This is a genomic window from Clostridium sp. CTA-6 (assembly GCF_054768115.1).
This window is the reverse complement of record NZ_BAAAAU010000009.1, coordinates 90,807-114,770: the sequence shown is the minus strand read 5'-3', so window position 1 is coordinate 114,770 and position 23,964 is coordinate 90,807. Positions and strand designations below refer to the sequence as shown.

Annotated in this window: 27 protein-coding genes and 1 other RNA gene; 27 read left to right on the top strand and 1 reads right to left on the bottom strand. The window is 27.6% G+C overall.

Translation table 11 applies throughout. From position 1 onward, the window contains the following. Positions 1-99 precede the first annotated feature (99 nt). Together ssrS and ACYUDJ_RS14845 are read left to right on the top strand one after the other, a co-directional pair. Positions 100-292, top strand: a non-coding RNA gene (ssrS, locus tag ACYUDJ_RS14850) — 6S RNA. Between the two features lie 180 nt (positions 293-472). Further along, positions 473-910, top strand: a complete 438-nt coding sequence (locus tag ACYUDJ_RS14845; RefSeq protein WP_003357848.1) for an ACT domain-containing protein — start codon at positions 473-475, stop codon at positions 908-910. A 58-nt stretch (positions 911-968) separates the two neighbouring features. Here the strand turns inward: ACYUDJ_RS14845 and ACYUDJ_RS14840 are convergent, their stop codons facing one another. Then, positions 969-1,523 (bottom strand): PhzF family phenazine biosynthesis protein, encoded by a 555-nt coding sequence (locus ACYUDJ_RS14840; RefSeq protein ID WP_003483877.1) that lies wholly within the window; start codon positions 1,521-1,523, stop codon positions 969-971. Positions 1,524-1,947: 424 nt separating this feature from the next. Between ACYUDJ_RS14840 and ACYUDJ_RS14835 the strand changes: the two genes are divergently transcribed. The 25 genes from ACYUDJ_RS14835 to yqeK all read left to right on the top strand — a co-directional run bounded on the left by ACYUDJ_RS14835 (position 1,948) and on the right by yqeK (position 23,964). Continuing rightward, positions 1,948-2,487: a GNAT family N-acetyltransferase gene (locus ACYUDJ_RS14835; RefSeq protein WP_043032256.1), complete on the top strand. Its 540-nt coding sequence runs from the start codon at positions 1,948-1,950 to the stop codon at positions 2,485-2,487. A gap of 224 nt (positions 2,488-2,711) precedes the next feature. Beyond that, positions 2,712-3,413 carry a hypothetical protein gene (locus tag ACYUDJ_RS14830; RefSeq protein WP_043032255.1) on the top strand — a complete coding sequence of 234 codons (702 nt, stop codon included), beginning with the start codon at positions 2,712-2,714 and terminating at the stop codon, positions 3,411-3,413. A gap of 109 nt (positions 3,414-3,522) precedes the next feature. Continuing rightward, the gene (locus tag ACYUDJ_RS14825; RefSeq protein ID WP_003483881.1) at positions 3,523-3,780 is read left to right on the top strand and encodes a DUF4321 domain-containing protein; all 258 of its coding nucleotides are present in this window, start codon (positions 3,523-3,525) and stop codon (positions 3,778-3,780) included. Between the two features lie 15 nt (positions 3,781-3,795). Beyond that, positions 3,796-4,380 (top strand): Maf-like protein, encoded by a 585-nt coding sequence (locus ACYUDJ_RS14820; protein WP_043032254.1) that lies wholly within the window; start codon positions 3,796-3,798, stop codon positions 4,378-4,380. A 14-nt stretch (positions 4,381-4,394) separates the two neighbouring features. After that, positions 4,395-5,081: a RadC family protein gene (gene radC / locus ACYUDJ_RS14815; protein ID WP_043032253.1), complete on the top strand. Its 687-nt coding sequence runs from the start codon at positions 4,395-4,397 to the stop codon at positions 5,079-5,081. A 28-nt stretch (positions 5,082-5,109) separates the two neighbouring features. After that, positions 5,110-6,120, top strand: a complete 1,011-nt coding sequence (locus ACYUDJ_RS14810; RefSeq protein ID WP_003483886.1) for a rod shape-determining protein — start codon at positions 5,110-5,112, stop codon at positions 6,118-6,120. A 6-nt stretch (positions 6,121-6,126) separates the two neighbouring features. Continuing rightward, positions 6,127-6,972, top strand: a complete 846-nt coding sequence (gene mreC / locus ACYUDJ_RS14805; protein ID WP_043032252.1) for a rod shape-determining protein MreC — start codon at positions 6,127-6,129, stop codon at positions 6,970-6,972. Positions 6,973-6,982: 10 nt separating this feature from the next. Beyond that, the gene (gene mreD / locus ACYUDJ_RS14800; protein WP_043032251.1) at positions 6,983-7,474 is read left to right on the top strand and encodes a rod shape-determining protein MreD; all 492 of its coding nucleotides are present in this window, start codon (positions 6,983-6,985) and stop codon (positions 7,472-7,474) included. A gap of 19 nt (positions 7,475-7,493) precedes the next feature. Further along, the gene (locus ACYUDJ_RS14795) at positions 7,494-10,268 is read left to right on the top strand and encodes a penicillin-binding transpeptidase domain-containing protein (RefSeq protein ID WP_043032250.1); all 2,775 of its coding nucleotides are present in this window, start codon (positions 7,494-7,496) and stop codon (positions 10,266-10,268) included. A gap of 174 nt (positions 10,269-10,442) precedes the next feature. Next, positions 10,443-11,072 carry a septum site-determining protein MinC gene (gene minC, locus ACYUDJ_RS14790; RefSeq protein ID WP_080333575.1) on the top strand — a complete coding sequence of 210 codons (630 nt, stop codon included), beginning with the start codon at positions 10,443-10,445 and terminating at the stop codon, positions 11,070-11,072. 17 nt (positions 11,073-11,089) lie between these two features. After that, complete coding sequence (minD, locus tag ACYUDJ_RS14785) at positions 11,090-11,887, top strand: septum site-determining protein MinD (RefSeq protein WP_003483897.1); 798 nt, start codon at positions 11,090-11,092, stop codon at positions 11,885-11,887. A gap of 13 nt (positions 11,888-11,900) precedes the next feature. Next, positions 11,901-12,164, top strand: a complete 264-nt coding sequence (gene minE, locus ACYUDJ_RS14780; RefSeq protein WP_003483899.1) for a cell division topological specificity factor MinE — start codon at positions 11,901-11,903, stop codon at positions 12,162-12,164. 98 nt (positions 12,165-12,262) lie between these two features. Further along, complete coding sequence (gene rodA / locus ACYUDJ_RS14775; protein WP_003483901.1) at positions 12,263-13,381, top strand: rod shape-determining protein RodA; 1,119 nt, start codon at positions 12,263-12,265, stop codon at positions 13,379-13,381. 190 nt (positions 13,382-13,571) lie between these two features. Next, positions 13,572-14,357, top strand: a complete 786-nt coding sequence (locus ACYUDJ_RS14770) for a M23 family metallopeptidase (protein ID WP_043032249.1) — start codon at positions 13,572-13,574, stop codon at positions 14,355-14,357. A 54-nt stretch (positions 14,358-14,411) separates the two neighbouring features. Further along, positions 14,412-15,263, top strand: coding sequence for a M50 family metallopeptidase (locus tag ACYUDJ_RS14765; RefSeq protein ID WP_043032248.1), 852 nt, complete (start codon positions 14,412-14,414; stop codon positions 15,261-15,263). 112 nt (positions 15,264-15,375) lie between these two features. Further along, positions 15,376-17,226 (top strand): TIGR03960 family B12-binding radical SAM protein, encoded by a 1,851-nt coding sequence (locus ACYUDJ_RS14760; RefSeq protein ID WP_043032247.1) that lies wholly within the window; start codon positions 15,376-15,378, stop codon positions 17,224-17,226. Further along, the gene (locus tag ACYUDJ_RS14755; RefSeq protein ID WP_042384385.1) at positions 17,204-17,917 is read left to right on the top strand and encodes a TIGR03936 family radical SAM-associated protein; all 714 of its coding nucleotides are present in this window, start codon (positions 17,204-17,206) and stop codon (positions 17,915-17,917) included. Before ACYUDJ_RS14760 ends, ACYUDJ_RS14755 begins: the two co-directional genes overlap by 23 nt. Before the next feature lie 168 nt (positions 17,918-18,085). Beyond that, positions 18,086-19,525, top strand: coding sequence for an Rne/Rng family ribonuclease (locus tag ACYUDJ_RS14750; protein ID WP_043032246.1), 1,440 nt, complete (start codon positions 18,086-18,088; stop codon positions 19,523-19,525). Positions 19,526-19,648: 123 nt separating this feature from the next. Continuing rightward, a complete protein-coding gene (rplU, locus tag ACYUDJ_RS14745; protein WP_003496805.1) occupies positions 19,649-19,963 on the top strand; it encodes a 50S ribosomal protein L21 in 315 nt (104 codons plus the stop codon). A 2-nt stretch (positions 19,964-19,965) separates the two neighbouring features. Beyond that, the gene (locus tag ACYUDJ_RS14740) at positions 19,966-20,292 is read left to right on the top strand and encodes a ribosomal-processing cysteine protease Prp (RefSeq protein ID WP_003483915.1); all 327 of its coding nucleotides are present in this window, start codon (positions 19,966-19,968) and stop codon (positions 20,290-20,292) included. Positions 20,293-20,294: 2 nt separating this feature from the next. Then, entirely contained in the window at positions 20,295-20,597 is a 303-nt protein-coding gene (rpmA, locus tag ACYUDJ_RS14735; RefSeq protein ID WP_003357774.1) for a 50S ribosomal protein L27, read from the top strand. A gap of 379 nt (positions 20,598-20,976) precedes the next feature. After that, entirely contained in the window at positions 20,977-22,251 is a 1,275-nt protein-coding gene (gene obgE / locus ACYUDJ_RS14730) for a GTPase ObgE (RefSeq protein WP_003483917.1), read from the top strand. Positions 22,252-22,277: 26 nt separating this feature from the next. Then, positions 22,278-22,571 (top strand): ribosome assembly RNA-binding protein YhbY, encoded by a 294-nt coding sequence (gene yhbY / locus ACYUDJ_RS14725; RefSeq protein WP_003483919.1) that lies wholly within the window; start codon positions 22,278-22,280, stop codon positions 22,569-22,571. A gap of 135 nt (positions 22,572-22,706) precedes the next feature. Then, positions 22,707-23,312: a nicotinate-nucleotide adenylyltransferase gene (nadD, locus tag ACYUDJ_RS14720; RefSeq protein ID WP_003483921.1), complete on the top strand. Its 606-nt coding sequence runs from the start codon at positions 22,707-22,709 to the stop codon at positions 23,310-23,312. An 82-nt stretch (positions 23,313-23,394) separates the two neighbouring features. Next, positions 23,395-23,964: a bis(5'-nucleosyl)-tetraphosphatase (symmetrical) YqeK gene (yqeK, locus tag ACYUDJ_RS14715; RefSeq protein ID WP_003483930.1), complete on the top strand. Its 570-nt coding sequence runs from the start codon at positions 23,395-23,397 to the stop codon at positions 23,962-23,964.

Below are 23,964 nucleotides of genomic sequence, written 5' to 3'. Positions count from 1 at the left end.
AAAAACATTTTATATTATGTTTAAATAATATAAAAAAACTATTGAAAAATTATAGATTAGTGTTTATAATAAATATAGAAAATAAATTAATAAAGATTACAAATTCTGAGATATACGCTAGGCTCTATATTTTGAACCTACATCACAAGTACGGGAGTTCAATATTTAGATATGGATATGAACCTTATTATGAGACCTATAATTGGCATTAGGGAGATAGAAACATCTGTGAGAACACCCACCTATCGGAAGATAGGTGTCAAAATTGGAGCTACGGTATTTTGGATACTACAATAAGAGATAAAGAGAAGTATTTATACTTCTCTTTTTTTATATTATATAGAAATATATACTATAAGGTTATGGAAATATCTTATCTAGAACTTTATTTATTAAAAAAAATATATATGATATAATTATATAAATCATATAAAAGTTAATTTATTAAGAAAAGATTGTGGGAGGAGTTTTTATGCCTAATAAATTTTTAATTATAGATAATAGCATACTTCCGGATATTTTTGAAAAGGTTGTGAAGGTAAAAGAGCTTTTAGCTAATGGAAAAGTAAAAGATATAACAGAAGGTGTAAAAACAGTAGGAATTAGTAGAAGTACTTATTATAAATATAAAGACTTTGTATTTTCTGTATCTGAAGGTGTGAAAAGTCAAAAGGCAACTATAGGATTATTACTAGGACATGAAAGAGGAACTCTTTCTAAAATATTGGATAGAATAGCAGAGTATCAGGGGAATATACTTACCATAAATCAAGATATACCTATAAACAACACTGCAAATGTAAGCATTACCTTTGATATATCACAAATGAGTATAGGACTAAAAGAATTAGTTGAAGAAATAAAAAATACTAAAAATGTAATAAAAGTAGATTTGATAGCTATGGAATAATAAAAAACTTCATCTTTTTAGTAGATGAAGTTTTTTATTTACTACAGGGTGAATATAATTAAATTATAAGGTCCCCTACAATAACTGTTATAGCGGAACCAGATAAAATTATGTTTTCACCTTCTAATTTAATTTTAAATTTGCTGTTTCCTTTTATATAAGTTTTTTGTTCTTTTAGGCTTTCTAAATAATCTATAGTTAAATCTTCTTCTATTTTTAAAGCTTTAGAAAAGTTATGTAATAAACATAATTTTTTTTCAAGAGTTAAAGGAATTTTTATTTCTATAAAGTCAGTATTTAATTTTGTTTCTAAAACATCTTCCCTACAATAAAATTTAATGTGTTCTTTTTCGTCTATAAGACCTTCTTGCCATAAAATATGAGAAGCAGCTAAAATAGATTTTACACATAAGCACAATTCACCTTTAGGTGAAAAGATATTTGTTTTATATCCATCAGTTTCCTTACATAAAAAAATGGTTTCTGATAGGTTAAGTTCTAGTGCTACATTTTCCATGTAATCCTTTTCTACGGGCTCGTTTAATAAACATACTCCAATAGAATTTCCTAAAAAAACTTTGTTAGTAAAAGTATTTACTTGATAGATATTCATTATTTGTACCCCCAAACCAACATAATACGTATATATTATAACATAGAATAAAAAAATAAAATTAAGTATTTGATGAAATTTTATATTTATTTTTAAATTTATAAATTTTCTAATTTAAATTTCTTATATAACTATGTTAAATGTGAAAAAATTGGAAAAATTAATAAGATGTATTAATAAATAGTTTCCTAAAATTATAAGAATGATAATTTAGAATATAAATTTATATAAAAAGAAAAAATAATTTATATTTATACATTTATATGTAGAAAAAGGGTATATGAGGTATGATTTAATATATAAAGGGCCATTTATCTGATGGGCCTTTATATGTTAAATATATTAAATGAAATGTTACATTTAATATATAAAGGATTTTTTAGTAAATTGTAGAATAACTTTATTAAAGTAAGGGAGGGATATTATGTTAGATATAAAATTAAAATATAAAGATATAGAAATAGTTAATATAGAAAAAGAAAATATAGAAGATATTTTTTATATGATGAAATCTAACGAAAATGAAGTAAATGTAGATTACCATCCCTTAACAAAGGTAGAAGAATTAGAGGACACATTTATAGAATATTATTTAAGTGAATGTGAATTTTTTATTAAAATAATGTATAGATCTTATTTAGTTGGATTGATAAAGGGGAGAGCAGAATTTAAAAATCCAAATGAAATTTGGATCCTATATTTTTTCAAAAATCGATATAAATTAGAAGATAGAGAATGGTATAATATAATTCATAATTTAGAAATATATTTTTTTAAACAATATGGCATAGATGATTTTTATGTAGTTGTTAATAATAACAATTTGAATTTAATAAATATATTTAAGAAAAATGGTTTTTCTATATCACGAATATATGAAAAAAATAAATATGATAATATAAATAATAATGAAATAGTATTAAAAAAGCTAAGGCATGTAAACAGAATTAAATATTACATATGAAAATAATTTGGGATAGAATTTAATAAAATATAGGTTTTGTTTTTAAATTAAAAAGCTGTGAGTTTAGAGTATTATAATATTGTAAACTCACAGCTTTTTTATTTATTTAAATAAATTATTTACCTATAATATTTTATTTGAAATTTTCTTATTAGTTATATTTATGAAAATATAGAATATATATTTATAAAAAGCAATTTAACAATTATGGGAGGGATGAGAAAATGAGATACACACGATATGATATTAGAAAGAGAAATAAGTCTAATTTTACATTTTTTTTAATAATAACATTAGTTTTAGTTTTAGCTTTTATATTAGGGACTGTGATATTTAATCTTGTATCCCCTAGTAATATAAAAAAGGGCAATACTATTACAAAAGACAATACTAATATAGTTAGAAGTAAAGATAACAAAAGCAATAGTTCAAACTACATAATTATACAAAGAGGAATATATGCAAAAAAAGAGAATGTTTCTGGAGTTTTAAATAGTTTAAAACCTTATGGTAATATATTCACTATAGAAGATAATGGTAAAACTAGAGTTTTTCTGGGGATATATGAAGAAGATGAAGGTATAAAACTGATGAAAAAATTAACAGATAATAAAATAGATAATTCTAAAATGACATTTGTAATAAATAAAAAAGATTTATGTGATGCAGAGATATCAGAAATTATTACTGCTTATATTAAAATAGTAAATAAATTATCAGAAAAGGATGTTAAATCAGTAAAGACAGAAGAAATAAAAAAATGGGTATCTTCATTAGATAAAGTTGAAAAGGATAGTTCTAATATAAAAACTTTAAATAATTTAAAAGAACATATAAATAAATTACCAAAGGATTTGACAAAAGATCAGTCCAGTAAAAGTTATATTTTTATTTATAACATTTTAAAAGAAATAAATAATAAATAGCATCTGTTTTTCAGATGCTTATTTTTTGCTTAAAAAATTCTTTAGAGACTTGTTTAAGTTTTTATTAAATGATAAACTATACTAGATATAATTTTAAGGTGGGGTTGTTATGAAAAGTCCAGATAAAAATAAAAGTTTATTAGGAGTTTTTATACTATTAGGGGCTATTTTAGGTAGCATTGCTGGTGAAATATTAGGTTCTAGCTTTACTAAGTTATCCTTTTTAAAAACCGCATATAAAGTAGGAACTGCTTCACCACTGAATTTAGACCTAAAAGTCTTAAATTTAGCTATAGGTTTAAATTTTGATATTAATATTATGACTATAATGGGTATAGTATTGGCAATAATATTATACAGGAAATAATAGGAAGTGATATCAGTGGAAAATATTATATTAGCTTCTGCATCTCAAAGACGACAAGAGCTTTTAAAAAGAATATTGGGGAATTTTCAGATTATAGTAAGTGATTTTGATGAAAGTAGCATACCTTTTAAAAATAACATACCGTCTTATGTAATGAATTTAGCAGAAGGAAAGGCTAGGTCTGTTAGTAAAAAAATAATGGATCAAGATAATAATCTAATAATAGGATGCGATACAATAGTAGCTTTTAACAATAGAATATTAGGTAAACCTAAAGATAAAAAAGATGCATTTGAAATGCTACAGGCTTTAAGTGGAAATGAGCATGAAGTTTATTCTGGATTAGCCATATTAGATGTTAAATCTAATAAAATAATAAAGGATTTTGTTTGTACTAAAGTTAAATTTTCAAAACTAACTTCAAGTCAAATAGAAAAATATATAAATACAGGAGATCCTATGGATAAAGCAGGTGCATATGGCATTCAAGGAAAAGCAGGAGTTTTTGTTGAAAACATAAATGGATGCTATTATAATGTTGTAGGGTTACCTTTAAATAAATTAAATTCTATGTTAATGGAGATGGGGGTAAATCTTTAAGAGGAGTTGTATAAATGGACAATAACTTTAAAATAAAGGATTTACCTAAAAATGAAAGACCACAGGAAAGACTTATAAGATATGGACCAGAAACTCTTTCAAATTCAGAACTTTTAGCTGTTATTTTAAGGACTGGTACTAAGAATCAAAATATAATGATGCTTGCAAATAGTTTGATTAAAGAAACTGGTGGCTTAGATCAGCTTTTTAATCAATCTATAGAAGAGTTAACTAAAATTAAAGGCATAGGTGTAACAAAGGCAGTTCAAATATTAGCATTATCAGAGCTTTCTAAAAGGTTTAAAACTTATAAATCTGGCAATGAATATAAGATAAATACACCTTTAGATGTATCTAATTTAGTTATGGAAGATATGAAGTATTTAAAACAAGAAAAATTAAAAATATTAATTTTAAATACTAAGAATATAGTTACATACATAAGAGATGTTTTTATAGGAACTCTTAATTCATCTATAGTACATCCAAGAGAAATATTCTGTGAGGCTATAAAGAAAAATGGTGCATCCATAATTATATGTCATAATCATCCATCAGGGGATCCAACCCCTAGTAAAGAAGATATAAATATAACTTTAAGATTAAAAGAATGTGGTAAATTAATAGGAATAGATTTATTAGATCATATAATAATTGGTGAAAATAAGTATGTAAGTATGAAAGAAAAAGGTACAATATAACGAAGGAATAGAGAGGAGTAAAACTTTTATGAGATTGTTTGGTATAACTAAAGATATGGGAATAGATTTAGGTACAGCAAATACACTAGTATATATTAAGGGAAAAGGGGTTGTTTTAAGCGAACCCTCTGTTGTAGCTATAAATAAAGATGTAAATAAGGTTCTTGCAGTAGGTGATGAAGCAAAACAAATGATAGGTAGAACACCAGGAAATATAGTGGCTATTAGACCATTAAAAGATGGAGTAATAGCAGATTTTGACGTTACTCAAATAATGCTTAAAAAATTTATAGAAAAAGTAAGTCCAAAGGGAGGATTCACTAATCCAAGAATAGTAGTCTGTTTCCCATCAGGAGTTACGGAGGTAGAAAAAAGAGCTATTGATGAAGCAACAAAGTCAGCTGGAGCAAGAGAAGTAGTTCTTATGGAAGAGCCAATGGCAGCAGCTATTGGAGCAGGACTTCCAGTTAATGAACCTACAGGAAGTATGATAGTAGACATAGGTGGGGGAACTACAGAAGTTGCTATTATATCATTAGGTGGTATAGTAACAAGCAAATCTTTAAGAGTGGCTGGAGACGAATTAGATCAGTCTATAATAAACTACATAAAGAAAGAATATAGCTTGATGATTGGTGAAAGAACAGCTGAAAATATAAAAGTAGAATTAGGTTCGGCTTATGAAACTGATGAAGATAAAACAATGGAAATAAGAGGTAGAGATTTGATTACAGGCTTACCAAAAGTTATAACTATTTCTGAAAAAGAAGTTAGAGAAGCTTTAAGTGAACCAGTTATTTCAATAATAGAAGCTATAAAAACTACATTAGAAAAAACTCCACCGGAACTTGCATCTGATATAATGGACAAAGGAATAATGTTAGCAGGAGGCGGTGCTTTACTTAGAGGATTAGACCAACTTATAAACGAAGAAACTCATATGCCTGTTCACATTGCTGAATCTCCACTTGATTGTGTAGCTGTCGGTGCTGGTAAAGCATTAGATACTATAGATAAAATATTAGATAGCAAAAAATAATAGACTATGAAATTCTTTAAAAATAAACTGACAGTAACTATAATTGTACTGTCAGTTACCTTTTTAATATTAATTACACAAAGTGCGGAGAGAAGCAAGATATCTTTTGTTGAAAGTGGTATAGGTTCGGTAGTTAATCCGGTTCAAGGAGTTTTTTATAAAATAAACAAAAAAGTTAGAAATTCTATTGGTTTTGTTCTTAACATACCAGATGTAAAAAAAGAAAATGTAGAATTAAAATCTGAAAATAGTAAGCTTGCAAGTCAGTTAGTGGAGTATAAGTCTTTAAAGGATGAAAATGAAAGATTAAGAAAAATGCTTAATTTTAGAAATCAGCGTTCAGAATATAACTATGTTGGTGCGGATATAATTGGTAAAAGTGGCGGTAACTATTTAGATGAGTTTACCATAAATAAAGGGTCGAATGATGGAGTAGCTAAAGGTATGATTGCAATAACAAACGAAGGTTTAGTAGGACAAGTAATAGCTACAGGAGGAAGTTGGGCTAAAGTTCAATCCTTATCTAATGAAAATTTAGCTGTTAGTGCTATGGTTGATAGTACTAAAGAAAATAGTGGTGTTGTAAAGGGAATTAAAGATAGCCAAAATAATATTTTAGCTAAATTATATTTTTTACCAATGGATTCTAAGATAAAAGAAAAGGATATTATTTTAACTTCTGGTCTTGGACGTATGTATCCTAAAGGTATAAGAATAGGAGAAGTTACAAGTGTAGAAGTAGATAAGGGTAAAGTAATGAAAAATGCTATAATTAAACCTTATGTAGACTTAAGAAAAATAGAAGAAGTATTTATAGTAATACCTAAAAATAAAGAAGAAGTAAAATATTAAGGTGATGCATATGAAAAAAAAATTAATATTAGGAGCTATTTTAATATTACTTAGCATATTGGATAATTCTTTGATGCCTTTTATAGCAATAAAGGGAGTATATCCTAGCCTTTTATTTGTTTTTATAGTAAGTTACTCTATAATAAAGGATAAATGGGAGGCTATTTGGATTGGCATTTTCGCAGGGATGCTTCAAGATTTATACTTTGCCAATGTATTTGGAATAAATTCTTTAATAAATATGTTTGTTTGTTTAATAGCAGCTGAAATAGGTACAAATATAATAAAAAGTAAAATATTAATACCAGTAATATCTTCGTTTGTATTAAGCATATTTAAAGGGATTTTCATATGGGCTATAGCTTATTTTTTAAAGATTAATATGAGTTATAGTGTAATAGCTTTTAATAGTATGTATAATGGGGTAATAACAATTATAGTTTATAAATTAGTATATAATTTATGTAGAAAAAAATATATGGATAAAAAGTGGGAATTCTAAAGGAATGGTGATTTAGTCAATGAAGATAAACAAAGATAAAAAATTTACTAGATTTGGTGGTCTTATGTTGGTAATGGCATTTATAATTACCGCAATTATATCTAGACTTGTTTATTTGCAACTTATGAATTCACAGGAGTACAAAGAAAAAGCAAATAATAGATCCATAAGAGAAATTCCAGATCCTGCTCCAAGAGGAAATATCACAGATAGAAATGGAGCGGTATTAGCTACTAATAAGCAAAATTACATGCTTATATATAATGAAACAACAGAAAATAAAGAAAGCTTTTTTTCTACTATGGAAAAAGTGTTTAGTATATTAGATCAATATAAAGAAAAACAAACGGATGATCTTGAGCTTAAAATTAATCCTTATAGATTTGAATTTAAAGCTAGTACAGCTGAGGCAAAAAGGGCAGCAGAGTTAAGATTTAAAAAAGATAGAGGATTAGATGATGTAGTTACAAAAAAATTATTTTCAGGTAAAAATAAAAAAGAAAAAGAAGAATTAACGAAAGAAGATAAAGCTAAAATAGATGAGGAGTTATTAAAAATAACTCCAGAAGAAACCTTTAAATATTTATTAGAACAATATAAAATAGATACGAAGAAATATTCTCTAGAACAGCAAAGAAGATTTATGATAGTAAAAGATGCAGCAAAAATGCAGAGTTTTTCAGGATATAAATCTGTTGATGTAGCAAGTAATATAAAAAAAGAAACAGCTTTTATATTTCTTCAAAAATTAAATGATTTACCAGGTATAGATGTAAGTACTCAACCTATAAGAGTTTATCCATATAAAGAAGTAGGATCATCAGTGCTAGGTTATATATCTAAAATAAGTGGCGATAATGCGAAATATAAAGAAAAGGGATATGATCCAAGTTCTGATTATATAGGTATAGATGGAATAGAGGGAGTTTTTGAAGAAAGACTTAAGGGATCTAAAGGTGGAAGAATTGTTAAACTTAACAAAACAGGAAGGGTTATAGAAGAATTAGGAAGAAGAGAACCTTATCCAGGCCAAAATATACAACTTACCATAGATACGAATATACAGAAGGCTGCAGAAGAATCACTGGATTCTGTAATGAAAGATCTTCAAAACAGTCCTATAAGAGGAGATGTTAATACATCTAATGCTACAAGAGGGGCTGCTGTAGCAATAGACGTAAATACAGGAGAAATTTTAGCTTTGGCAAGTAGACCAGGTTTTGATCCTAACTTATTTGCGACTCCAGGAGGATTGACCCCAGAGCTATATAAACAATATTTTAATCCGGATTTAACTGAGTTTGGAAAACAGTATATACTTAATAAAGGCTTAATGAGTTATTATCCGGGAAATACTTTAGACGAGGTTTTAGAAAAACTATTTCCTTTAGATAAGAGTATAAAAGATAATAAAACTATTAGGCAAGATTTATATGATATATATCCGAAACCTTTTTATAATTATGCTACTATGTCAGTAGTACCCCCAGGATCTACATTCAAAGCTATGACAGCTATTGCGGGATTAGAATCAGGAGTTATAACTCCTGGATATTCCATAAGTGATACAGGTGTCTTTGATGACGGAAAGAAGTTTGTAAAGAAATTCGCAGTAGGTGGCTATGGCTCCGTTGATTTATATAGAGGATTAGAGGTTTCTAGTAACCCTTATTTTATGACAGTAGGTAAATTATTAAGAGAAAGTTTTGGTGATGATATACTTGCAAAATATGCTTGGAAATTTGGTTTAGGTGTTCCGCCAAATTCAGATGAAAAAGCTTCTACAGGAATAGAAATTCCTGAAAGATTTGGTCAAGTATTTAATACTTATACTCTATCTAATGTTTACGCAACTCAATATTTGTGGCAAACTATGTCTACTTTAAAAGCAGGGAAAGATGCAAGAGGAAATCAATTTACACCTATAAATTTGTATGATAACGAAAAGGATTCAGACAAGGTTAAAGACTTAAAAAAACAAATTAAAAATTCTATACAGGATTCTATAAGACAAGGAACTAAAAAGTTTGATTCTAATAATTATATAAAAATGCTTACAGAATTAGTTAATGAGGATCCTATTTATAAAGGTAAAAATGTAAATAAAGATCAAATAAAAAGGATTGTAGATGTTATATACTATGTAACAATATCAGACGCTAACTTCCAATTAGGTGTAGGTGCTAATATGTATAATGCATCTATAGGCCAAGGTATAAGTAACTTTACTCCATTGCAATTAGTTAACTTTGTAGGTACCCTAGCTAATGGAGGAGATAGATATAAGCTGCATTTAGTAAAAGAAATAAAAGATGCGGATGGTAATGTAGTAGAAAAAGTTAAACCAGAGATAGTTGAAAAGACTAATGTAAGTAAAGAAAATTTAGCAGCTGTAAGGGAAGGAATGGCAAGGGTTAATGCAGGGGCAGATGGTACTGCGGCAGCAGTATTCAAAGATTTCCCTATTAGAACAGCAGGTAAAACAGGATCAGCTACCTTCAGCAATAGCCAAGATGCTTATGGAAGAACCTCTTATGGTGTTTATATAGGATTTGCCCCAGTAGATAATCCAAAAATCGCCGTAGCGGTTATTGTATTTGATGGTGGACATGGAGGTTTTACAGCACCTGTAGCAAAGTCCATGTATGAAGCTTATTTTAAGAAAGAACTTAATAAAGATAAGCCAGATACAGCTAAAGCATCAGATGCTGGACAAAAGGAAAATACTAAAAATTCAGATGCTACCGGAAATGATGCAAAGGAAATAGAAAATAAAGATACAAATAACAGATAAATAAACATAAACTATATCCACACTATAAATTATTTTATATAATAGATAGTGTGGATATTTTAGAATGGTAAATATTAAATAAATAAAAGTATAATAAACAGAAGGAATTAATAAAAAAATGTGGAAATATAAATTAAGATAGTGTTTTTTATAGCTACTTTGGAGGTTTTTATTTTGGAAGACAATATAGTGATAAAAGGTAACAAAGAAGGTCTTGTTGTAATAATTAATATGAATAAATTTAGAGATTTTAATGATATGATTAATTCGTTAATAAAAAAGTTGTCTCATGGAAAACAATTTTATAAGGGATCTACCTTAAAAATATCTACAGAATTAAAACTTATAAACGAAAAGAATTTAAGAAGACTCAAAGATGTTCTTTTTGAAGAATTTATGATAAAAGACTGTATATTTGAGGATAAGGAAGATCGATCCAATAAACCCTTTAGTGGCATATATGAAGGAAGAACAAAATTTATAAGAAGAACTGTAAGAGGAGGACAAGTAGTACGATATAATGGAAATTTAGTTATAATTGGGGATGTTAATTCTGGTGCAGAGATATATGCAGCTGGTAATGTGATAGTTTTAGGAGCCTTAAGGGGCCATGTGCATGCTGGATTCACAGGAAATCATAAGGCCATAGTGGCAGCATTTTATCTACAACCTTCCATACTTCAAATAGCAAATGTTATGACTAGATCACCAGAAGATAATGTAAAACCTCAATATCCAGAAGTTGCAAAGATTAAATCAAACATAATAGTGGTAGAACCATATCTACCGGACAAATTTATATAAATTAAGGAGGACAAAAAATGGGAGAAGTAATAGTTGTTACCTCTGGTAAAGGTGGAGTAGGAAAAACAACCACATCAGCTAATATATCTACAGCTCTAGCTGCAATGGATAAAAAAGTAGTCGTTATAGATGGAGATACAGGATTAAGAAACCTTGATGTTTTAATGGGTCTTGAAAATAGAATAGTATTTACTTTATTAGATGTAATAGAAGAAAGATGTAAGTTAAAGCAAGCATTGATAAAGGATAAAAGGTTAAGTAGTCTATATTTATTGCCAACAGCACAAACAAGAGATAAAGAAGATGTTAATGTAGATGACATGCTAAAGATAGTCAATGATTTAAAACAGGAATTTGATTATGTAATTTTGGATTGCCCAGCAGGTATAGAAAGAGGATTTGAAAGTTCTATAGCTGGAGCAAATAGAGCTTTAGTAGTTGTAAATCCAGAAGTAACATCTGTAAGAGATGCAGATAGAGTTATAGGAAAATTAGATGCTAAGGGGATAGATAACCATCAGCTCATAGTAAATAGATTAAATTATGAAATGACACAAAGCGGAGATATGTTAGATATTGAAGATATAATTGATAGTTTAGCTATAAAGCTTATAGGGGTAGTGCCGGACGATAGAGGTATAACTATAGCTACAAATAAAGGCGAACCTATAGTTTTGGATAATGGAGCTTTAGCAGGACAGGCTTTTAGAAATATTGCCAAAAGGATTACTGGAGAAGAAGTACCTATAATGGATTTAAGAAGCAAAGAACAGGGTTTTTTTAAATCCTTTAAAAAATTATTTGGATTAAAGTAGGAGTGATAGGATAATGGATTTATTTAAGTTTTTTTCAAAACAATCATCAAAGGATGTAGCTAAGGAAAGACTTAAACTTATATTGATACAAGATAGAAACTCTATATCTCCAGAAGTTTTAGAATCCATAAGAGAAGATATGTTAAAGGTAATATCTAAATACATAGAGATAGATGATGAAGATGTGGATATAAAAATGAGTAGTGTAGAAGAAATAGAAGGTATGTCTCCAGCGTTAATAGCTAGTATTCCAATAAAGAGAATAAAGAAAAAATAAATAAAAAATTAAGAAATTTTTTTAGCTATGTATAAATTTGTACATAGCTTTTTGTATATGATGTGGTATAATCATATTTGTAATTAAGGGGGGATAAAATGTTTGATAAATTTTTTATAAATAGAAAACTCTTAAAAGAGTTAGATTATAGCATGATTATAATTTCTGTATCAATAATGATTTTTAGTGCTTTAAATATATATAGTGCTACTCATACGCAATATGATATATATTTTTTAAAAAAACAATTAATTTGGTTAGTTGTAGGTCTTATTATAATTTATGTAGTTCTAATATTTGACTATATTATTATTGAAAATTATGCTGAAATATTTTATTGGTTTACTATATTTTTACTTATTTTAAATGATACAGTACTTAAAAAAACAGTTAATGGAGCAAGTTCTTGGATGGAAATAGGACCTATATCTATACAACCTTCAGAATTTGCTAAGATAGCTTTAATTATAATATTAGCTAAAAAGTTAGATGATATGGAAGGGGAAATAAATAATTTAAGAAACTTTTTAACCTTAGCTTTTTATGTTGTAATACCTATGATATTGCTTGTAGTTCAGCCGGATATGGGTATGATTATGGTGTTCTTTTTTACTGTGTTAGGTATGTTTTTTGTAGCAGGATTAGACGGAAAAGTAATATTAGGAGGGCTTGCTGGGCTAACTGGGTTAGTAGCTATTATTTGGAACTCTCCTTTAATGCAACAATATTGGAAAAATAGGCTTACTTCGTTTTTACATCCTGAAGCAGATGAATTAAACACGGGTCTTCAACTTGTGCAATCGAAAATAGGCATAGGGTCTGGGGGTTTTTTAGGAAAGGGATTTTTAAAAGGAACACAGATATCAGGTGGATATATTCCAGAAGCTCATACAGATTTTATTTTTTCTGTGGTAGGAGAAGAATGGGGATTTATAGGAGCTACAGTTTTATTGGTACTTTACGGTATATTAATATATAAATTTATAAAAACTGCAAAGAATTCTAAAGATATATTCGGATCAATGGTTACTATTGGCGTAACGGCTTCATTTATGTTCTCAATCCTTCAAAATATCGGAATGACTATAGGGCTAGCACCTATAACAGGTATAACTCTTCCGTTTATGAGTTATGGAGGAAGTTCGTCATTGAATAATTTCTTAGCCTTAGCCTTAGTGTTAAATATAAATATGAGAAGAAAGAAAATAAATTTTTAAAGGTATATAAATGATATAAGATTTAACCTTCTTAAGAATTAAAAGTCATATATTGTTAAAAATTCTGTTTCAAAAACTTAGGATTTTTAATAATATATGATTTTGTTATTTGTAGAGAATTTTTAAAGTAATAAATAGATAAAGAATTCAATATAAATAAGAATATAAAAGTATTATAGGAGTGGTTAGATTGTACAATTCTCAATACGAAGAATATTATAATTCATTAAAAAATAGAAAAACTACTAATTTAAAGAACAATAATTATATGTATGGACAATGGAATAATAGAAAAGAAAGTTCTAATATGAAATTTTTTCAAAAGCGTATTATAAGAGATTTGATAGGAGTATTTTTATTATTGATATTTGTGCTAGGTTTAAAAGCTTTTTCCAATCCTAAAACTCAGATGGTGTATAATTACTCTAAAAAAATAGTTAATGAAAATTATGATTATAAAAAAGTAATTAATAAGGCTAAAAACTTAGATGCAAATTTGGTAGAAGATAAAATTTTAAAATATATAGATACTTTTAAATCAAAGGTTACAGGGGAAAAGACTGTAGAAGGGTTAATAAGTGATGACTTTGTATTACCTGTAAGTGGTAAATTAACTTCTAAGTATGGGGAAAGAGAAGATCCTGTAAATAAAAAGAAGGCTTTTCATAAAGGGATAGATATAGATGCTAAAGAAAATACAGAAGTATTAGCAAGTTTTAGTGGAACAGTAAAGGAGTGCGGAGAAGATAAGGAGCTAGGTAAATATATACTCTTAGATCATGGACAAGGCATAGAAACTAAGTATGGGCATTTAAATAAAATAAAAGTAAAAAAGGGGGAAGAGGTTAAAAAAGGAAAAACTATAGGTGAAAGTGGTAGTACTGGGAAAAGTACAGGAGCTCATCTTCATTTTGAAATAATTTATATGGGAGAGAACAAAAACCCTCAAGATTATTTTACTAATATAAAAGAATAAAAGTAATGTATAGTGAATACTGTAGTAGATGTAAGCAATTTTTAAGAGGCAAATATGGTAAAAATAAATAAATATTTTGTTCCCTATGTGATATTTTTATTTTATTTAGGTTACAAAGGAAGTTTTTTATTATCTATTGGTGTTGTTTTTGTTCATGAACTAATTCATTATATAACAGCTAGATATTTAGGATTTACAGGATTTAATATAGAAATTTATCCTTTGGGATTATCCTTAAAATTAGATAAACTAGAAAATGCTAACTTTAAAGAAGATTTATTAATATCATTATCTGCTCCAATAGCTAATATTTTTTTTGCAATAATTTTTTGTATAGCTCATAGAGTGTATAATAATAATAGTTTGTATTTATTATACAAAAGTAATTTGATAATAGGTGTGTTTAATCTTATGCCAGCCCTTCCTCTAGACGGTGGAAGAATACTAAGAGATTTATTATGTTTTAAAACCTTTTATAGAAGAGCAAATGAAATAACTATAAATATTAGTATTGGTATAAGTGTTTTTTTTATGGTATTATATATTTTTTTATTTATGAAAGGCTATAATAATTTTAATTTAGGTATAATATCCTTATTTATAACAGGGTTTTCTTTAAAGGAAAAGGAAAGGGTAGCTTATATTATTATGAGACATATAGTTAAAAAGCGATTTAAATTTATAAAGAGAGGATACATTGAAAATCAAAATGTGTCTGTTTATTGTAATAATACTTTATTACAAACACTTTCACTTATAGATAAGAATAAATATTATATATTTACAGTGCTAGACGAAAATATGAAAATATTAGATACCTTATATGAAAATGAAATATTAGAAGCTTTAAAAAACTATGGTAATATAAAAATAGGTGAATTTATTAATATAAAAAGTAAAAAATAAATAAGAAGGTTTTTATAAGCATGGATAATACAATGGATTCTTTTGTAATTGTTTTTATTCATGCTTATGTGTTAAAATGTAATAATGTGATAAACCATGAGGAGGAAGTTTGATGAACAGAATATCAGATGATGTACTATTCAGAGTAGAAAAACCTGCCAGATATATAGGAGGAGAATTAAATTCTTATAATAAAGATTTAAAGGATATAGACATAAGATATGCATTTTGTTTTCCAGATGTTTATGAAGTTGGAATGTCTCATTTAGGTATGAAAATACTTTATTACATATTAAATGAAAGAAAAGATACTTTCTGCGAAAGGGTTTTTGCACCTTGGCCAGATATGGAAAAAATAATGAGAGAAGAAAACATTTCACTATATGGTTTGGAAAGTAAAGATCCTATAAAGGATTTTGATTTTATAGGATTTACCCTTCAATATGAAATGAGTTATACTAATATATTAAATATGTTAGATTTAGCAGGAGTTACTATAAAAGCTTCAGAAAGAGGAGAAGAGGAACCAATAGTAATGTGCGGAGGACCTTGTGCCTACAACCCTGAACCACTTTATAATATAGCAGATATGTTTGTTTTAGGAGAAGGGGAAGAATTAAATAGTAAGATATTAGATTTATATAAAAAATATAAGGGCAAGGGAAAGAAAAAGGAATTCCTAAGGAAAGCATCTAAAATAAGAGGTGTATATATACCTTCTCTTTATGAAGTTACTTATAAAGAAGACAATACTATAAAAGAATTTAAACCTATATATGATGATGTTCCTAAAAAAGTAAAAAAAGTTATTGTTAATAATATAAATGATGTAGTTTATCCAGATAAGTTTGTTGTGCCTTATACTGATATAGTTCATGATAGAATAGTTTTAGAAACTTTTAGAGGATGTACAAGAGGCTGTAGATTTTGTCAAGCTGGAATGATATATAGACCTGTAAGAGAAAAGAAAACAGAAGCATTGTTAGAACTATCTGATAAATTAATAAAAAATACAGGATATGATGAAATAACACTGTCATCTTTAAGTATATGTGACTATTCAGATATACAAAACCTTGTATTTTCAATGGTGGAAAGACATAAAGAAGGTAAAGTAGGGGTAACATTACCTTCCTTAAGAATAGATTCTTTTTCAGTAGATTTAATAAAAGAAATACAAAAGGTTAGAAAAACAGGACTTACTTTTGCACCAGAAGCAGGAAGTCAAAGAATGAGAGATGTTATAAATAAGGGTGTAACAGAAGAGAATTTAATGACTTCAGTGAAAAGTGCTTTTGAAGCAGGATGGTCTACTATAAAATTATACTTTATGTTAGGATTGCCTTATGAAACTCTAGAGGATGTTATGGGGATAGCAGAGTTAGGTCAAAAGGTTGTGGGAAAATATTATGAAGTTCCGAAGGAAATAAGAAAAAAAGGGCTTAAGGTTACTGTAAGTACATCTATTTTTGTACCAAAACCATTTACTCCATTTCAATGGGCACCACAGGATACCATGGAGGAAGTGAGAAAGAAAATAGAAGCCTTAAGAGGAAATATAAAAAGTAAACAAATAACCTATAACTGGCATGAATCCTTAGTAAGTTATATGGAAGCTATATTTGCAAGAGGAGATAGAAGACTTTGTGATGTTTTAATAAAAGCTTTTGAAAAAGGCGCTAGATTTGATGGTTGGAATCAATACTTTGACTTTAATATATGGAAAGAAGCCTTGGAAGAATGTAATGTAGATGGAGATTTCTATGCTTATAGACAAAGAGAATATGATGAAATACTTCCTTGGGATTTTGTAGATACGGGAGTTTCAAAGGAGTTTTTAATGAGAGAAAACGAAAGAGCTAAAAAGGCAGAAGTAACTCCAGATTGTAGACAGGGCTGCAAAAACTGTGGAGTAAATGTTAATTTAGAAGGAGAGTGTTTTGAAGGTGCGATATTTAATTAAGTTTTCAAAGGAAGGTAATATAAAATTTGTATCTCATTTAGACCTTCAAAGAACTCTACAAAGAAACTTTAAAAGAAGTGGATTACCTGTAGAGTATTCAAAGGGATTCAATCCTCATATAATTATGTCTTTAGCACAACCTTTAGCAGTAGGACTTTACTCTAAAGGAGAGTATTTAGATGTATCATTTATAGAAGATGAGGATGAGGACATAATTATAGATAAATTAAATAATACTGCTCCTTCAGGTATAAAATATTTTAAAGCTGTAAAATTAAAAGAGGGTACAAATAAAAAAGTATTTAAGTCTATGGCAGCAGTAGCAGCAGCAAAATATATAATAGAAATAAAATATAAAAATACGGAAAAGTTAAAAGATGAGTTAAAAACATTATTAAATATGGATAATTGGGATATAATTAAAAAAGGTAAAAAGGGAAGTAAAAATGTAAATATAAGACCTATGATTAAAAATATAGATTATTCTATAGAAAGTAATTTATTAAAAATAAATGTTTTGGTAAGTTGTGGAAGTATACAAAATCTTTCTGCAGATCTTTTAGCCCAATTTATAAAGGAAAATACATCTGATATAAAAGAAAATAGTTTTGTAGATATAGAAAGACAAGAAATATACGGAGAATATGAAAACAAATTAGTAGCTCTTTCTGATTATGCTATGTATGTATAAACAGAGTTCTTAGCTTCAGAGGGGATTTTTACTCCCTTTAAAGCTTAGAAATCGTTATCCAGGGGCGTAGTCGCTCTTTGCTCCCACTTTAAAGAAGATGGGAGTATTAGAGCGAATAGTCATCGGATAAATTATTTTCTTTATTTAAAGAAGGGAAGTGCCTTTAAAGTGAAAGAAATATTTATAGAAAGGCAAAGGGAAAATGTAAGGATAGTTTTAAGAGAAAATAATCACATAAAAGAATTATTTATAGAAGAAGATAATAAATCTCCTCAAGTTGGAGAAATATATGTAGGTATGGTTAAAAATATAATTCCTGCTATAAAGAGTGCTTTTGTAGATATAGGTTGGAACAAAAATGCCTATCTTTATTTAGATAAAAAATTTAATAATACCCATATAAAAAAAGGGGACTATATTTTAGTAGAAGTAGTTAAAGAGGACTTAAATAAAAAAGGCCCTAAAGTAACTAATGCTATAACTATACCCGGCAGATATACAGTCCTTCAAATTTTAAATAATGAAATTACATTTTCTCATAAAATAAAAGATGAAAAAATAAAAAGAGAAATACAGAATAATATAGTAAAGCCTAAAGAGGTAGGAATTTTAATAAGAACGGAAGCCATAAATGCAAGTATAGAAAATATAAATGATGAAATAAGAAGGTTATCTGATGTATACAGTTCATTAATAGAAAAATCTAACTATAAAATGAATACAGGACTTCTATTTCAAAACGGAGGAATAGTAGGCAAAATACTAAGAGATAAATTAACTGATAATATATCAAAGATCTATTTAAATTCTAGAGAAGATTATGTTTATGTAAGTGAGTTTTTAAAGGAATACGGAGAAAACAATATAAAGCTAAATATTTATGAGGGAGAAAGAAATCTTTTAGATTATTATGCTATAGAAAAAGAAATACTTTCCCTTAGAAATAAAAAAGTTTATTTAGATTGTGGAGGCTATATTATAATAGATAAAACTGAAGCAATGTATGTGGTGGACGTTAACTCTGGTAAAAATGTAAAGGGCAATTCCATGGAGAAAACTATTTTTACTACTAATATGGAAGCTGCGGATGAAATTTGTAATCAAATTATACTTAGAAATTTAAATGGGATTATTGTAATAGATTTTATAGATATGAATAATGAAAATCTTAAAGAAAAAGTCTTAGATAAACTAAAACAAGGACTAAAAAGAGATAAAAATAAATCTGTTGTTTATCCCTTTACCGAATTAAATTTGGTTCAAATAGCTAGAAAAAGACAAGGTAAAACCATATATGATTATATAGAGCAGCCTTGTAAATGTTGTAGTGGAAAAGGTTCTATAGTTAGTTTTAGTTATATGAAGCTATTAATTAGAAATGAAATAATAAATATTTTAAATATGAGAGAGATAAAGGATATATATATAGAACTAAATAAAAGATATAAAGATTATATAGATAAAAATAGAATACAATTCATATCAGAAGTTGAAGCTTTAGAAAAAAATATTTATATAAATTATATAGATGCTGAAAATCAGTATAAGGTAGAACCATTAATATTTAAAAATCAAATAAAAGATGTGGAAGACCTTAAGATTTATTAATAAAATTTCTTTACAAAGCAGGGTTACTGTGGTAAAATGGCTTTTGTAGACCGCTCAGAAAAGGTATTAAACATGGTTTTCATGTACCTTAATTGGCGAGACTGGAATGAGGAGGTGTTTTTAATGTACGCAGTTGTAGTTACTGGAGGAAAGCAATATAAAGTTGCTGAAGGAGATGTACTATATGTTGAAAAATTAACAGCTGATGTTGATTCAACAGTAGAATTAGACAATGTTCTTTTAGTAGGAAAAGACAACGGAGAAACTGTCGTTGGAAAACCAATGGTAGAAGGTGCTAAAGTTACAGCTAAAGTATTAGCACAAGGAAAAGCTAAAAAAGTTGTTGTATTCAAATACAAACCAAAGAAAGACTACAGAAAGAAACAAGGTCACAGACAACCATATACAAAAATCCAAATAGAAAAAATTAACGCATAATTATGGTTAATGTAGTATTAAAAAAAGAAAATAATGATATAGTATTAGTTAAAATGAGTGGTCATGCAGAGTCTACAGACCAAGGGTATGACATGGTATGTTCTGCTATATCTGCTATATCAATTACAATAGCTAATGGTATAACAGAAGTATTAAAAATTAATCCTTTGATAAAAGAGGAAGATGGCTTTTTAAGTATAGATTTAAGATCCTGTATTAAAGAAGACATACATAAATGCCAAGTGCTTATGAATACTATGTTGTTAGGATTAAAAAGTATAGAATTTAATTATGGTGAATATATAAAACTTACAATGGAGGAGGTGTAGTCATGTTAGTAATGAACCTTCAACTATTTGCTCATAAAAAAGGGGTAGGTAGTTCAAAGAACGGAAGAGATAGTGAAGCTAAAAGATTAGGAGTAAAATGCTCTGACGGACAATTCGTTTTAGCTGGAAACATATTAGTTAGACAAAGAGGAACAAAAATCCATCCAGGTCTAAACGTTGGAAGAGGTGGAGATGATACATTATTTGCTAAAATCGACGGTGTAGTAAAATACGAAAGACTTGGAAGAGATAAGAAAAAAGCTAGTGTATATCCAGTAGAAGTTGAAGAAGTAGTAGCTGAATAATTAAAAGCACCCTTATAAAGGGTGCTTTTTTAGGATTCAATTAAATAATTTTTTATTTAGGAAAAGGTTCACTATTATAATACATACTTTACCTCTTATAGTTAAAAAATAAAATAATTAAAAAAATAATTATATAAATCATTAAAAATATATAAATATTTTATAAAATAATATTTATATGCATAAAATAAGATATAATAATAATTGATTTTAAATTAAGAAAACAACATTTATGTTAATATAAATATAAAATTTTCTGATAAATAATATGATAAAAATTATAGAATTAACACAATTGACTATATCTTTAAATTAGTATAGCTAAATTTTATAAAAAATATTATATATTAATTATCGAAATAAAGAGGAGTGAAAAACTTTGTTTATAGATACAGCCAAAATTTTTGTAAAATCAGGAAAGGGAGGAGATGGATCCATCTCTTTTAGAAGGGAAAAATATATAGCTTTTGGAGGACCAGACGGTGGAGATGGTGGTAAAGGCGGCAATGTAGTACTAGTAGTAGACCCTAATATGACAACTCTTTTAGATTTTACTTATAAAAGAAAATACAAAGCAGAACCAGGTGGAAATGGGGCTGGGTCAAAATGTTTTGGTAAAAATGGAAAAGATCTTTATATAAAAGTTCCTATGGGAACTATAGTGAGAGATGCAGAAACAGACAAAATAATGGCAGATTTATCAAAGCCAGAGGATTCTTATGTGGTTGCTAAAGGTGGAAGAGGTGGTAAAGGTAATTGTAGATTTACAACACCTACAAGACAGGCACCAGATTTTGCAGAACCAGGTATGCCAGAGGAAGAAAGATGGATTAGGCTTGAATTAAAGCTCTTAGCAGATGTAGGTCTTATAGGATTTCCTAATGTAGGAAAATCTACTTTGTTGTCAGTAGTATCTAAAGCTAGACCTAAAATAGCTAACTATCATTTTACTACATTAAAACCTAATTTAGGTGTGGTAAGTATTGAAGGTGTGACTAATTTTGTAATTGCAGATATACCAGGAATAATTGAAGGTGCTTCAGAAGGAGTAGGGTTAGGATTAGATTTTTTAAGACATGTAGAAAGAACAAGAGTATTAATTCATGTAATAGACATATCTTCTGTAGAGGGGAGAGATCCTTATGATGATTTTTTAAAGATAAATGAAGAACTAAAAAGATATAGTGTAAAGCTTTATGATAGACCTCAAATAATAGCTGCTAATAAATCTGATATGTTATTTGATGAAGAAAAGTTTGAAGAATTTAAAACAAAAATAGAAAAACTTGGTTATAATAAGGTGCTTAAGATATCAGCAGCTACAAAACAAGGGGTAGATGACCTTATGAAGGAAGCTGCAAGACTTTTAAGTACTATACCTGTTACAGAGCTAGAAATATCAGCAGAAGATAGATTTGTGGAAGAAGAAAAGAGATTTACATACTCTATAAGAAAAGAAGACAACACTTATATTGTAGAAGGAAGTTTTGTAGATAGACTTTTAAATGCAGTTAATGTAAATGATCCAGATGATTTAAGATATTTTCATAAAGTACTTAAAAATAAAGGCGTAATGGAAGAATTAATGAAAATGGGCATTGAAGATGGTGATGTTGTACGATTAAATGACTTTGAATTTGACTTTTTATTATAATATATGGCTTTAGGAGGAATACAATAATGATAACAACAAAACAGAGAAGCTATTTAAGATCTTTAGCTAATAAAATGGATGCTATATTTCAAGTAGGTAAAGATGGATTAAATGATAATTTATTAAAACAAATAGATGATGCATTAGAAGCTAGAGAATTAATAAAGATATCTGTTCTAAAAAACAGTTTTTATACAGCAAAAGAAGCTTCAAGTGAAATATGTGAGGAATTAAATTGTGAAGGGATACAATGTATAGGGAGTAAAGTGGTCTTATATAGAAAATCAAAAAAGAAACCTAAAATAGAATTACCACAATAAGTTAATTAGTTCTAAAACTAATTTTAGCTACCTATACTCTATATACAAAAAAATACTCAATAATCATTGAATATTTATCATTGAGTATTAGGTAGTTAATAATTATAAGTAGTTCATAATAATGGGGGCGTTTCTATGATTAATAAAGCTATACTTGGAGGCACCTTTGATCCTATTCATAATGCGCACATAAATGTAGCCTATGAAGCTCTTGAAAGATTTAATTTACAAGAGGTTATATTTATGCCAGCAGGAAATCCGCCACACAAGATAAACTTAAAAAAGACACCAGCCTATATAAGATATGAAATGGTTAAGATTGCAATAGAAAAAGAAAGAAGATTTAGTATAAGTGATTTTGAAATAAAAGCAGAAGGTCTAAGCTATACATACAAAACTTTAAAACATTTTAAAGAAAAGGAACCGGAAACAAACTGGTATTTTATAACTGGTGAAGATTGTTTATCCTATTTAGAACATTGGAAACATATAAATGAAATACTTAATATGTGTAACTTTGTTATATTTAGCAGAGAAGGATTTAAAAAAAGGGAAGAAATAATAAAAAAGAAAAAATCCATATTGGCGAAATATGGGAAAAAAATATTATTTATGGATGCTTCTATATTAGATATATCTTCTACAAAAATAAGAAATCGTATAAAAGAAAGAAAAGAAGTAAGTTTTTATATACCAGATGAGGTTTATAAATTTATTCTTAAAAATAATTTATATAAATAATAGGTTTAATATTAAATTATAATTATATTTATGCATAAATTTAATTTATGTGTTAATTATTTTCTTTGGGGAGGGGTAAAATATGTGGACTGAGGAACAAATCCATGCATATTTAAAAGAAAATTTAAAAGAAGATAGATATAATCATGTAATAAGTGTAAAAGAAACAGCTATAAAATTAGCAGAAAAATATAACATTGATGTATATAAGGCTAAAATAGCAGCTTTATGTCATGATTGTGCTAAAAATATGAGTGATAATGAATTATTAAATATGATAAAAGAACATAATATAAATTTAGATTGGATTTCATTAAAAAATTTACAAATAACTCATGGATTAGTGGCAACAATAATAATGAGAGAAAAAATGGGTATAGAGGATATAGATATATTAAATGCAGTAGAATATCATACTACAGGAAGAAATAATATGAGCATGTTAGAAAAAATTATTTATTTAGCAGACATAATAGAACCATTAAGGGAATTTAATGGAGTTGAAAAATTAAGAAAATTAGCATTAATAGATATAGACAAAGCTATGATAGAGTCTTTAAATTCAACAATACAATATGTGGTTGGCAAAGGAGAACTGTTACATATCAATACAGTGATAGCTAGAAATTGCTTAGTAAATGATAAATTGTAG